Source organism: Methylobacillus sp. (assembly GCF_036844465.1).
Lineage (GTDB): Bacteria > Pseudomonadota > Gammaproteobacteria > Burkholderiales > Methylophilaceae > Methylobacillus.
This window is the reverse complement of the sequence record NZ_DAIUFW010000001.1, coordinates 238,349-251,520: the sequence shown is the minus strand read 5'-3', so window position 1 is coordinate 251,520 and position 13,172 is coordinate 238,349. Positions and strand designations below refer to the sequence as shown.

Below are 13,172 nucleotides of genomic sequence, written 5' to 3'. Positions count from 1 at the left end.
GAAATAATCCACTTCGGGATAATATCCCTACAAAATAGGGAAAATTTCCCTATATTTTTCGGGAATAATTCCCTATTTGTTACAATTCACTTACGATATCCAGAATCAGTAAATTGGAGCAGCCACCTTCTTATCCTCTTGAGGTAGCTATCAAACCGCCACAGGCGCCTTGATAGCCGGGTGGGATTGGTAATTCTCCAACGTGAAATCCTCAAAACGGAAAGCAAAAATATCCTTCACTTCTGGATTGATTTTCATACTTGGTAAAGGATAAGGCTCGCGCGACAATTGCTCCCTCACCTGATCAAGGTGATTGAGGTAGATATGCGCGTCGCCCAGCGTATGCACGAAATCGCCCAGCTTCAGGTCACACACCTGTGCCACCATCATGGTCAACAAGGCGTAGGAAGCGATATTGAATGGCACACCGAGAAAAATATCAGCGCTGCGCTGGTAAAGCTGGCAAGAAAGCTTGCCGTCCGCCACATAGAACTGGAAAAAAGCGTGGCAAGGCGGCAGTTTCATCTGGTCCACATCCGCCACATTCCAGGCAGAAACAATCAGGCGACGTGAATCAGGATTGCGCTTGATCGCCTCGACCACCTGGCTGATCTGGTCGATATGCCCGCCATCCGGTTTGGGCCAGTTGCGCCATTGATAGCCATAGACCGGCCCCAGGTTACCCTGCTCGTCGGCCCACTCATCCCAGATGCTGACGCCATTTTCCTTGAGGTAGGCAATATTGGTGCTGCCTTGCAGAAACCACAATAGCTCATGAATGATGGATTTCAGATGTACTTTCTTCGTGGTCAACAGGGGGAAACCCTGCGCCAGATCAAAGCGCATCTGGTAGCCGAACACCGACAGGGTGCCGGTGCCCGTGCGATCTTCCTTCTTGTGGCCATGCTCCAGTACGTGGCGCATCAAGTCATGATAGACCTGCATGGCATGCCTCCGATTCAGATATGGTTGACGATGAATTGCTTGATGGCATCCGCATCAGCGTCCATCACATCAAAGCGTTGCGGCAAGGATTCCAGTCCATCCAGACTTTGCGGACGTTCAGGCTTATGTCCCAGGGCCTCAACAATGGCATCCTCAAACTTGGCTGGCAAGGCAGTCTCCAGCACCAGCATCGGCACGCCTGATTCACGTTGTTCCAGCGCCACCTTGAGGCCGTCCGCAGTATGCGTATCTATCGTGACGCCATAGCGCTCATACGTGGCCTTGATAGTCTGCATCCGGTGGGCATGATTGCTACTGCCAGAGACAAAACCATAGTCCGCTACCTTGTCAAACCAGCCAACTGCCTTGAGGTCGAAGCTGCCGCCCGCATCCACTCTGCCCCACAGTTCGCGCACCTTGCTTGCGTCGCGCCCCACCAAATCGAACACGAAACGCTCGAAGTTGGACGCCTTGGAAATATCCATCGAAGGGCTGGAAGTATGGTAGGTATTGGCAGAGCCGCGAGGACGGTAAACGCCGGTCTTGAAGAACTCGTCCAGCACGTCGTTTTCGTTGGTCGCCACCACCAGCTTGGCGATCGGCAAGCCCATCATGCGCGCGATATGCCCGGCGCAGACATTGCCGAAGTTGCCGGAAGGCACGGCAAAGCTGACTTTTTGAGCATTGTCCGTGGTCACGGCGAAATAACCCTTGAAGTAATACACCACCTGCGCCGCCACGCGCGCCCAATTAATGGAGTTTACCGCGCCGATCTTGTTCTTCGTCTTGAAGGCATGGTCGTTGGACACTGCCTTGACAATGTCCTGGCAGTCGTCGAACACGCCCTTGACCGCGATATTGAAGATATTACTGTCTTGCAGGCTGAACATCTGCGCGGTCTGGAAGCGACTCATCTTCTGGTGCGGCGAAAGCATGAATACCTTGACGCCCTGCTTGCCGCGCATGGCATATTCCGCTGCGGAGCCGGTATCGCCGGAAGTCGCGCCAAGGATGTTGGTGGTCTCGCCCTTTTGCGCCAACACGTATTCGAACAGGTTGCCCAGCAACTGCATCGCCATATCCTTGAACGCCAAAGTCGGCCCGTTGGATAAGGACAGCAGATACAGATCATCTTCCAGTTTGAGCGTAGGCGTGATGTCTTCGGCATTCTGGCCGGGACGCGCATAGGCATACACATCCGCGCGATAGGTCTTGTCGACGATGGTACGCAAGTCGCTAGCGGGAATATCGTCGATCAGACGCGAGAGTATGGTAAATGCCAGGTCACGATAGTTCATGCCACGCATCGCGCTCAGTTCATCCTGGCTGAAATGTGGATATTGCTCAGGCAGATAGAGACCGCCATCGGGAGCCAGGCCGCCGAGGAGGATTTCACTAAATGACAATGCGGGCGATTGCCCGCGGGTGGAGATATATTTCATGTAAAACATTGATGCAGGCAAACACTCCGGCTACCTGCAACCCTTTCAAAATTAACGGCTGAGTTCTTCCATGCGCAGGCGCGTCACCTTGCCGGAAATGGCGGGTAATGCCTCGATAGCGGCAATCGCGTCATCCATGTTCTTTTCCATGGTGACATGGGTCAGGATGATGATGTCCGCCTGGTCTTCGCCTTCCTGCGGCTCTTTCTGGATCATGGCATCAATCGAGATTTCACGGTCACCCAGAATGCGGGTGACATCGGCCAGCACGCCGGGCTTGTCCAGCGCGCGCATGCGCAGGTAATAACCGCTGCTGACTTCGCTGATTGGCAAAATCGGCAGATCAACCAACTGATCTGGTTGGAAGGCCAGATGCGGCACGCGCTGATGCGCATCCGTGGTATGAGTGCGGGTAACATCCACAAGGTCGGCTACCACCGCACTCGCTGTCGGCTCCGCGCCCGCGCCCGCGCCGTAATACAACGTAGGACCAACCGCATCGCCCTTGACCAGCACTGCGTTCATGGCGCCATTGACATTGGCAATCAAGCGCTTCTCGGGAATCAGCGTTGGGTGCACGCGCAGCTCCACGCCTTTGTCCGTGCGCTTGGTGATGCCCAGCAGCTTGACCCTGTAGCCCAGCTCTTCCGCATAACGGATATCCACGGCATCCAGCTTGGTAATGCCTTCGACATAAGCCTTGTCGAACTGCACCGGAATACCGAAACCAATCGCCGCCAGAATCATCAGCTTGTGTGCGGCATCAACCCCTTCCACGTCGAAGGTCGGATCAGCCTCGGCATAACCCAGGCGCTGGGCTTCCTTGAGCACATCGGCAAAGGCCAGCCCCTTTTCGCGCATTTCCGAGAGGATGAAATTGGTGGTGCCGTTGATGATGCCGGCAATCCATTCGATACGGTTGGCTGCCAGTCCTTCACGTACCGCCTTGATGATGGGAATGCCGCCAGCAACTGCAGCTTCAAACGCCACAATCACGCCTTTTTTCTGCGCGGCAGCAAAAATCTCGTTGCCATGCAGGGCGATCAGCGCCTTGTTGGCGGTGACGACATGCTTGCCGTTTTCAATCGCTTTCAAGACCAGTTCGCGCGCCACGGTATAACCGCCGATCAACTCCACGACGATATCAATTTCGGGGTCTGCCACCACGGCAAATGCGTCATCGGTCACAGCGACATTGCCGCCCGTTACTTGACGAGCCAGTTCCAGGTTGCGGTCAGCCACGCGGGTAATCGCAATCGGGCGGCCGGCACGGCGGGCGATTTCTTCCTGATTGCGGGTAAGTACGGTATAAGTGCCGCCACCGACGGTGCCGATGCCAAGCAGGCCAACATTGATAGGTTTCATTCAGTTTCCAGTGTTATTGCTATTCGATCTTGTTTCCACAGGTTCGCTTATGCAGACGCGCTCTGTGCTGTCTTGCCGGTGTTTTTTCCTTCTATCACCGTCATGGTGCTGTGCTTCTTGCGGTAGTTTTCCAGGAAGCGGGCAATGCGTGTGATCGCTTCGGTCAGATCATCCACATTCGGCAGGAATACCACGCGGAAATGGTCGGATGCCTTCCAGTTGAAACCGGTTCCCTGCACCAGCAATACTTTTTCCTCTTGCAACAGATCGAGGATGAACTGCTGGTCATCCTCGATCGGGTAAACCTTGGGGTCAAGGCGCGGAAACAGGTACAGGCTGGCCTTGGGCTTGACGCAAGTCACCCCAGGGATTTCCGTCAGCAGCTTATGCGCCAGGTCGCGCTGCTTGCACAGTCTGCCGCTGGGCGCGACCAGGTCGTCAATGCTCTGGTAACCGCCCAGCGCGGTCTGAATGGCCAATTGCCCAGGCACATTGGCACACAGCCGCATGGAGGCAAGCATATTGAGCCCTTCGATATAATCCTTGGCGTGGCGCTTCTCGCCGGAAATCGCCAACCAGCCGGCGCGATAACCGCAGGTGCGATAGTTCTTGGACAAGCCGTTGAAAGTCACGAACAGCACATCATCGGCCAACGATGCGATGGAAGTATGCTTGTTGCCATCGTAAAGCACCTTGTCGTAGATTTCGTCCGCAAATACCACCAGCCCATGACGACGCGCGATATCAATGATGCCAAGTAAAATATCGTCCGGGTACAGGGCGCCAGTCGGGTTATTCGGATTGATGATGACAATGCCGCGGGTTTCCGCCGTGATCTTGCTTTCAATATCCTTCAGGTCAGGCAGCCAGCCCGTCTGCTCGTCGCAAAGATAATGCTGCGCAACGCCACCGGCCAGGGTAACTGCGGCAGTCCACAAGGGATAATCCGGCATGGGTACCAACATCTGGTCGCCATTGTTAAGCAATGCCTGCATGGCCAGCACGATCAGTTCGGACACGCCATTGCCGATGATGATGTCATCCACCGTCACCCCGCGGATATTCTTCTGCTGGGTGTAGTGCATAATGGCCTTGCGCGCCGCGAACAAACCCTTGGAGTCGGTATAGCCGGAGGCGGAATCCATGTTGCGGATTACGTCCTGCAGAATCTCTTCCGGCGCATCAAAGCCGAACGGCGCCGGGTTGCCGATATTGAGCTTGATGATGCGGTGCCCCTCCTCCTCCATCTTGCGCGCTCGGTCCAGCACCGGGCCACGAATGTCGTAGCACACATTTTGGAGCTTGCTGGATTTGGAAAGTGGTCGCATGGTCTCTGTACTGGGAGGGTGGTAAAATGTGCTATCTTACCTTGAGTCAGCATGCAATTAAAGCTTGGCGGCGCAAAGACTTTCGTTCATTACTTCATAATTCCCACTGATGAAATTACACCTGACCCAGGCTGCGGGCAGCCACTTGATTACCGGTTATGATAAGGGCTGGGTTGAAGTCAATCATACACGCCATGAACAAAGTCTCATCGTTCTGCCTGCTGCCCTGCTACCCGGCTGGCAGGTCAGCAACTTCGACCAGCTCGCTGCCGGTCATTTCACCGAACTGCTGGCGCTGAAACCTGAACTGATCCTGCTGGGCACCGGCCATCAACATCGCTTCCTGCATCCTTCCATCAGCCGTGAACTGATTGCTGCGGGGATCAGCATCGAGTGCATGACCACAGAGGCTGCCTGCCGCACCTACAATATTCTGGTCGCGGAAAGCCGCCATGTGGCGGCGGCATTGATTGTCTAAGCAATAGCCCACCATCTATTTCGAACCCATCATTCCCCATCTGATACTATTAATTAGCTTTCAACTGAATCTGTACCGAGTGGATATTGATCACTACCATACAGGGTAAGGATCATCCAACTCAGGAATCGCCATGCAAGCAGTCAGCCATCTCCGCTCTACCCTGCCCCGCAAAGTCATTCCCATCGTGCCTTATTCGGTCAAGGGGCGATACCGTAACCTAAAGTCCGTCATCCTCAATATCGCGTTTGGCATCTATTTCCTCCTGCCATGGCTTCCGTGGAAAAACGAGGTCGGCCAGGCTTTGCTGTTTGACATAGCCAATTCACGCTTCCATATCTTCAACCTGGTACTATATCCGCAAGACCTGATGGTCTTGGTCGGGCTAATGGTGATTGCCGCCAGCCTGTTATTTGTTTCAGCCGCCATGTTCGGGCGGATTTTTTGCGGGTTCTTCTGCTTCCAGACCTTATGGACCGATGCATTCCGCTTCGTGGAATCCTGGGTACAAGGGGAAGCTCAGGCAAGAAAACGCTTGCAACAATCTCCCTGGAACGCCCGCAAAATCATCCTCATCGGCAGCACGCATGCGCTCTGGCTGTTGCTCGCGTTTGCCACTGCAGTGACCTTTACCTTGTATTTCGCCGATGCAGGCACTTTATTGAAGCAGATATTCTCAGGTAGCGCTGCGATTACCGCCTATGTCACCATTGTTGTCTTGACAGCCACGACCTATGTCGCCGCCGGCTTCGCGCGGGAAGATGTGTGCTTTGTCGCCTGTCCTTACGGCAAATTCCAGGGAGTGATGCAGGACTCTTCCACCGTAACCGTGATCTACGATCAGGTTCGCGGCGAGGGCCAACATGGCCGCCAGGCCCCCACTGCGAAACTCAAGACAGTAGAAGACCGCAAAGCCGCAGGCTTTGGAGATTGCATCGACTGCAACTACTGCGTGAATGTCTGCCCAACAGGAGTCGATATCCGCAAAGGGTTTCAGATCGGCTGCATTTCCTGCGGCCTGTGTGTGGACGCATGCAACAACATCATGGACAGCCTCAAGCTGCCTCATGGTCTGATCCGCTTCGATCAGGACAAGAACCTGCAGCAAGCAGACACCCGCACACAGCGCTGGTCAAAACTCAAAAACCTGGGTTACCTCAGCGTGCTGCTGATCAGCTGTATTGCCACCTGGCAGACCATGACATCCCTCACGCCATTCAGCACTATCCTGCAACAGCAACGGCAGCCATTGGTCACCCAATTATCCGATGGCAGCTTGCGCAATCGCTACGAACTGCGCATCACCAACAAATCAGGCCAGACGGAAACCTACCTGATCGCAGTGCATGGATTGCCGGAAAACAGCTTCAAGGGACAGCAGGAAATTACCGTGCCAGCCGGAAAGTCATACGCCAGCAACTTCAGCGTATCCCTTCCGCCAGCGCAAGCTGTCAATACCTCCAGCTTCCAGGTCAGCGTGACGCCACGATCCAAAGCTGAAACTGCCGTCAACATTACCTCACGTTATTTCTCGAAATAGTGCAGCAGGCTGGCAATTAAACAGCAATAGATCGGAGGCCAGCTCTCGTGGCAAGCCTGTAACTGCCTACTTCTGGCCCTGGGCCAGTAAATTCAGCTCTATTTCGCTGAACCCCGCCGCCCTACGTGCAGGGAAATTGAACGGGCCACGCAGCTTTGGTGCCCGATATTGCACTGTCAGCCGGGCGTAGGTATCCACCGGCTCGAGCCCACGCCGATCACATAACCAGCCATACCAGTAGTTGCCAATCGCCACATGGCCGATTTCATCGCGCAGCAGGATATCCAGAATCTCCGCCGCCTTCATGTCTCCCGCCTGCGCCAGTTTGGCGCGCAACGGCGGCGAGGCATCCAGCCCACGCGCCTCCATCGTGCGCGGTACCAGCGCCATGCGGGCCAGCACGTCATCGCTGGTTCTGTCCACCATCTCCCACAAACTGTCATGCCCGGTGAAATCGCCGTAACTATAGCCAAGGCCCTGTAAATGGTCGTGCAACATGCTGAAATGCAAAGCTTCTTCAGCTGCAACCTTGAGCCAGTCCGCATAATAAGCAGGCGGCATGCCCGGGAAACGCCAGATGGCATCCAGTGCCAGGTTGATTGCATTGAATTCGATATGGGCCAAGGCATGGATCATCGCTGCCCTGCCCTCTGCGGTGCGCATGGAGCGGCGTTCCACTTGCTGCGGCGCGACCAGCTCGGGTTTGTCTGGCCTGCCAGGAATAGCGCCTGTCACTTCAAGGCTGCCCTGCAGATCAATCTGGATATGGCCTGCCAGCCATGATTCCCACAACTGCATGACACTCAACGCCTTATCGTCAGGATGACTCTGACACAGCAATATCAATGCTGCTTGTCGCAGTTCCATGCCATACGCGCTGAGGGAATCTTTCTCTGTCTGTAATTTCATGCAGGCATTTTAACGAGACGTTCTTTATTCTCCAACAACAGGCCAACCCTAAAAATCGGCATCTCGTTGAGAAGCGCTCCGACCGGGCGTTCTGGAGAGTTTTATTGGTTGCTCTTGCATGCACACATGTTAAAGTAGAGTAACATATGAATATATTCAGAAAAGATGCAGAAAATGAGTCATAGCTACAGAGAAGAAGAATCCAGAATAGACTCCCACATTGAGCCAGCTATTGCTTCCCTGCCCTTGTTTATCGGACATACTGAAAAAGCAGTTACGTCGGATGGGGTGATGCTGACCACCGGCACATGCCACTCAATTGCATCATTTGCCGAATTTGAACAGTGCTTCGGGGAGGCGCCCTCTGACACTACCTTGTGCGTCACCATGAATCATGACAACCAAGTCGTCAGCGCTGTTTGCCACTGCCATTTTTACCTGCACAGCTGCATCAAGCAGTATTTTGACAATGGCGGCGGCACTTGCGAAATCCTGTCGGTCGGCAACTATAACGAACCCCTTCATGCCGTCACCTTCATGATGGCTATCAAGCAATTGCCGGCAGAGGCCACTTTCACCCTGATCGCCATGCCGGATGCCGTTACCTTGCCTGAGCTTCCGCAACTACAGCAGCAACTTCTACAATATTGCCAGCAACAGGCCAATTGCATGGCCATCCTTGATCTGCCTTATTGCGATAATCAGACCCTGCCCGCCACCGTCACTGCTTTTCGTCACCAGATCGGCGACACAGCCCTGCATAACGGCAGCGCCTTCCTGCCATGGGTAGAGGTAGATATGCCCAGCGCACGGCATTACAAGCACCTGGAAATCAAATATACCCCTGGAGCAGCCACAGCATGGCGTGAATTTCAAAAAGCTACGCGCATACAATCCCGTCTGTTCCGAGATCACCTGAACCATCTCCCCAACCTGCTGTTGCGCAGGATGATTCCTCCCTGCGGGACCATTGCCGGGTTGCTGTATGCAAATGATCAGGAGCGCGGCGTCTGGAAGCTGCCCAGCGCACCAGTCAACCATGTGCATTCCCTGAGCGCCACCATCAATGATGCCCAGCAAGCCGGATTGAATATCGACGCAGCCCAAGGGAAATCCATCAACACCCTGCGTCATTTCCTTGGCCGTGGCATTTTGCTATGGGGAGGCCGCACGCTGGCTGGCAATGATACCGAGTGGCGTTATATCAGTTGCAAACGCACTTTTAATTTCCTGCGGGCATCTATACACCATTATTTGAATAACCAATCATTTGTACATAACGATGAAACAACCTGGTCACAGATCCGCGAGGCATGCAACCTCTTTCTACTAAAACAATGGCGAGCTGGTGCATTACAGGGTGAAAAATCCAAACATGCCTTCTACGTCAGGATCGGTATCAACGAAACCATGAGCAGCCAGGATATTGCCGAAGGCCGCCTGATCATCCTGGCTGGCTTCGCCTTAAGCCGCCCTGCCGAATTCACCACGCTCATCATCAAGCATCAGCTGCATAGCCAGGCAGATGCTGTTGAACAGGCACGCTCATATCCAAGCATGGCAAACAAGTTGAAAATACGGGCAAGAACCAGCCCGATCAATATCACAATCAATACCCCTCTGCCCAAACAAGGAGACGGGCCGCTACCGCTGGAAATCTCTTGATGGCGGCCTGATCTCACTCTGTAACATGCTGGCCCGGATAATATCCAGCCGACATGACTTCTCGCATTAGTCATAAACTCCTTTTCCTTATCATTGCCATAACAAGTGCTATTGTTAGCATGAAACCAATGTATTAAAGGAGAACATGAATGCTGGAACCCACTGCAGGCGATATCCTTGATAAACATGAGCTGGCGAAACTGCATGCATACTGGCGTGCCGCCAACTATCTTTCTGTCGGCCAAATCTACCTGTATGCCAACCCCTTGCTCAAGACGCCGCTGCTGCCCGAGCACATCAAGCCACGGTTGCTGGGCCACTGGGGAACGACGCCGGGACTCAATTTCGTCTATGCCCATGCCAACCGCGTGATCAATAAATACGACCTCAACATGATCTACATTACCGGGCCAGGGCACGGTGGGCCGGCAGTTGTCGCCAACACCTATTTGGAAGGCAGCTATACCGAACTTTACCCGGAAATCACCGAGGACGAAGCCGGCATGCTCAAGCTGTTCAAGCAGTTCTCTTTCCCGGGCGGCATTCCCAGCCATGCCTCGGCGCAGACGCCCGGCTCGATCAATGAAGGCGGCGAGCTGGGCTATTGTCTGCTGCATGCATTCGGCGCGGTATTCGATAATCCCGACTTAATCGCCTGTTGCGTGGTAGGCGACGGCGAGGCGGAAACCGGCCCACTCGCCACCTCGTGGCACGGCAACAAATTCCTCAACCCCAAGACCGACGGCGTGGTACTACCCATCCTGCATCTCAATGGCTACAAGATCGCCAATCCCACCATCCTTTCGCGCATCAGCCATGAGGAATTGCAGAAACTGTTCGAAGGCTACGGTTATAAACCTTATTTCGTCGAAGGCGACGAGCCGGAACTGATGCACCAGCGCATGGCCAGCGTGATGGAGAAAGTGATTGGCGAAATCCGCGAAATCAAGCGCCAGGCCGGATTGAAGCGCGAGATCAAGCGCCCGCGCTGGCCCATGATTATCCTGCGCTCGCCCAAGGGCTGGACCGGTCCGAAAGAAGTGGACGGCAAGCCGAATACCGGCACGTTCCACGCGCACCAGGTGCCGTTCGGCGATCTGGACAAGCCCGGGCATATCAAACTGTTGCAGGATTGGATGCTTTCCTACGCGCCGCACGAGCTGTTCGACGCACAAGGCCGACTCAAGCAAGAATTGCGCGCGCTTGCGCCCAAGGGCGAGCGCCGCATGGGCGCAAACCCGCATGCCAACGGCGGCCTGTTGCTCAAGCCGCTAGACTTACCGGATTTTCACCAATTCGCTTATGCTGTCACCCGGCCTGGAGAACGCCAGACCAGCTCCACCGGGGAGCTCGGCAAATATCTGGCCGAAGTCTGGCGGCGCAACCAGCATAATTTCCGCGTGTTCAGCCCGGATGAAAACAACTCCAACCGCCTGCAGGCTCTGTTCAACGTCACCGACCGGCAATGGATGGCGGAAAGGCTGGAAAATGACGAGCACCTGGCGCCGCACGGCGGCGTCATGGAAATCCTTTCCGAACACAGTTGTGAAGGCTGGTTGGAAGGCTACCTGCTCACAGGCCGACATGGCTTCTTTTCCTGCTACGAGGCTTTCATCCACATCATCGACTCGATGTTCAACCAGCATGCCAAGTGGCTCAAGGAGTGCGGACATATCCCTTGGCGCAAGCCGATCGCTTCGCTCAATATTCTGCTGAGCTCACATGTCTGGCGCCAGGATCATAACGGCTTCTCACACCAGGATCCTGGTTTCATCGACCATGCCGCCAACAAGAAGCCGGATATCATCCGCATCTATCTGCCCGCCGACGCCAACACTCTGATCGCGGTCACCGACCGCTGCCTGCAAAGCCGTAACCTCATCAACGTCATCGTCGCAGGCAAGCAGCCGCAAGGGCAATGGCTGGACATGCCTGCCGCCGTAGAGCACGCGCGGCGCGGCGCGAGTATCTGGCAATGGGCGGGAAATTGCGCGGCGGATGAGGAGCCTGATCTGGTGATCGCCAGCGCAGGCGACGTTCCAGTGATGGAATCGCTCGCCGCCGTCATGCTGCTGCGCGAACATGTGCCGGGACTCAAAATACGCTACGTCAATGTAGTCGACCTCATGACTCTGGTGCCCAACGACGTGCATCCGCACGGCCTCACCGACGAAGCTTTCGACGAACTGTTCACGCAGGACAAGCCTGTCATCTTCGCCTTCCACGGCTATCCCGGCCTCATCCATCGCCTTGCCTACAAGCGGTGCAACCATGCCAATTTCCACGTGCATGGCTTCCTGGAAGAAGGCACCACCACAACCCCGTTCGACATGACCGTGCTCAACCGCCTGGACCGCTACAGTCTGGTCAAGAACACTCTGCGCTGGCTGCCACATATCGAGAACGCCGCGGTGCTGGATGCGCTCATGGATGAGAAACTCGCGCAGCACAAGCAATACATCTGGCAGCACGGCGTGGACATGCCGGAAATCAGGGACTGGACATGGCAAGCGTGGAGCGCATAAACTCAAGGCAATATTTTTATTGATATTTCTTCTACAAAATAGCCCGGCAATGCCGGGCTATTTTATTCAAGGAACATCAAAGAAGGAACATTAATGCAGGTGCAGCCAGGTAAGCGTGCCCGCTTTCATGTCTGGCACCAGCAATATCTTGCCGTCCGGAGTAATGCCGATATCGGCAGCGCTTTGGAAGCCTTCGTGCTCCAGCGTGACCTTATCATCGACACTCAGACTGAACACCTTGCCATGCTCATAATCACTGATGTAGAGCTTATTGTTTGGTCCCAGCACCAGCCCGTCGCCGCCGCCAAACCCCCTCGCCAATTCAATCAGGTGGCGGTTGAGCAAGTCGAGCTTATATAGTATGCCGCTGCCGTAATCCACATAAATCAGCGTTTCGCCCGTGTCGTCCATCCACAAACCGTTAGGCGCCAGGATACGGGCATCCTGCTGGTGATTGATAACAGTGCTCACCTGACCGGTGGCCAGGGTTATTTTATAGATGGCCCCAGCCCCGCCTCCCTGCTTGAAAATATCGCCGCTCTCGCTCACAAATAGATGCTTGCCCGCGAAATCCGGCTCCAGGTCATTGAGGAACTTCGGTGGCACAGGAAACGCGGCTTTATCCACCAGCACCGTCCACTTGCCGTCCTTGCCTACCTTGAGGATACGGTCCCGGTCCGTAACATATAAATCATCCCCAACGAACGCCAGGCCCTTGGGATCGTTCATACCCTGGGCGAATACTTTGGCTTTGCCATCGGTACCGACCACAGTGATTTTGCCGTCGCCGTCATGGTTAAATTCGCCGATCTCCGAAATATATATCCGCCCTGCCTTGTCCACCACCACCGATTCAGGATTTTTCAATCCCTTGAGCACTTTCACTTCGTGCGCCTGCGCCAACCCTGCCGCCGACAGCAGGATGGCATATAAGCTACTGATCCATATCTTCCGCATTTTTATCCCTTATAACTT

General features: G+C 54.7%; 10 protein-coding genes. 4 read left to right on the top strand and 6 right to left on the bottom strand.

Going from position 1 to position 13,172, the window contains the following annotated elements:
* Positions 1-150 precede the first annotated feature (150 nt).
* Genes V7Z75_RS01215 through V7Z75_RS01200 form a run of 4 tightly spaced genes read right to left on the bottom strand, consistent with a single transcriptional unit; the run spans position 151 to position 5,080 of the window.
* On the bottom strand, positions 151-945 hold the full coding sequence (locus V7Z75_RS01215; RefSeq protein ID WP_334106548.1) for a thymidylate synthase: 795 nt from the start codon (positions 943-945) through the stop codon (positions 151-153).
* 14 nt (positions 946-959) lie between these two features.
* Positions 960-2,387 (bottom strand): threonine synthase, encoded by a 1,428-nt coding sequence (thrC, locus tag V7Z75_RS01210; protein WP_334106547.1) that lies wholly within the window; start codon positions 2,385-2,387, stop codon positions 960-962.
* Positions 2,388-2,438: 51 nt separating this feature from the next.
* Positions 2,439-3,752 carry a homoserine dehydrogenase gene (locus tag V7Z75_RS01205; protein ID WP_334106545.1) on the bottom strand — a complete coding sequence of 438 codons (1,314 nt, stop codon included), beginning with the start codon at positions 3,750-3,752 and terminating at the stop codon, positions 2,439-2,441.
* Between the two features lie 47 nt (positions 3,753-3,799).
* Positions 3,800-5,080, bottom strand: coding sequence for a pyridoxal phosphate-dependent aminotransferase (locus V7Z75_RS01200; RefSeq protein WP_334106544.1), 1,281 nt, complete (start codon positions 5,078-5,080; stop codon positions 3,800-3,802).
* A gap of 109 nt (positions 5,081-5,189) precedes the next feature.
* Here V7Z75_RS01200 and V7Z75_RS01195 point away from each other — a divergent pair, with 109 nt between their 5' ends.
* On the top strand, positions 5,190-5,558 hold the full coding sequence (locus tag V7Z75_RS01195; RefSeq protein WP_334106542.1) for an Mth938-like domain-containing protein: 369 nt from the start codon (positions 5,190-5,192) through the stop codon (positions 5,556-5,558).
* A gap of 133 nt (positions 5,559-5,691) precedes the next feature.
* Positions 5,692-7,098: a cytochrome c oxidase accessory protein CcoG gene (gene ccoG / locus V7Z75_RS01190; protein ID WP_334106540.1), complete on the top strand. Its 1,407-nt coding sequence runs from the start codon at positions 5,692-5,694 to the stop codon at positions 7,096-7,098.
* Positions 7,099-7,164: 66 nt separating this feature from the next.
* On the opposite strand, the gene V7Z75_RS01185 is transcribed toward ccoG, so the two are convergent.
* On the bottom strand, positions 7,165-8,007 hold the full coding sequence (locus tag V7Z75_RS01185; protein WP_334106538.1) for a ferritin-like domain-containing protein: 843 nt from the start codon (positions 8,005-8,007) through the stop codon (positions 7,165-7,167).
* Positions 8,008-8,181: 174 nt separating this feature from the next.
* Here V7Z75_RS01185 and V7Z75_RS01180 point away from each other — a divergent pair, with 174 nt between their 5' ends.
* Positions 8,182-9,672 carry a phage tail sheath family protein gene (locus V7Z75_RS01180; protein ID WP_334106536.1) on the top strand — a complete coding sequence of 497 codons (1,491 nt, stop codon included), beginning with the start codon at positions 8,182-8,184 and terminating at the stop codon, positions 9,670-9,672.
* 149 nt (positions 9,673-9,821) lie between these two features.
* On the top strand, positions 9,822-12,197 hold the full coding sequence (locus V7Z75_RS01175; RefSeq protein WP_334106535.1) for a phosphoketolase family protein: 2,376 nt from the start codon (positions 9,822-9,824) through the stop codon (positions 12,195-12,197).
* Positions 12,198-12,287: 90 nt separating this feature from the next.
* Here the strand turns inward: V7Z75_RS01175 and V7Z75_RS01170 are convergent, their stop codons facing one another.
* Positions 12,288-13,154: an SMP-30/gluconolactonase/LRE family protein gene (locus tag V7Z75_RS01170; RefSeq protein ID WP_334106534.1), complete on the bottom strand. Its 867-nt coding sequence runs from the start codon at positions 13,152-13,154 to the stop codon at positions 12,288-12,290.
* Between the last annotated feature and the right edge of the window lie 18 nt (positions 13,155-13,172).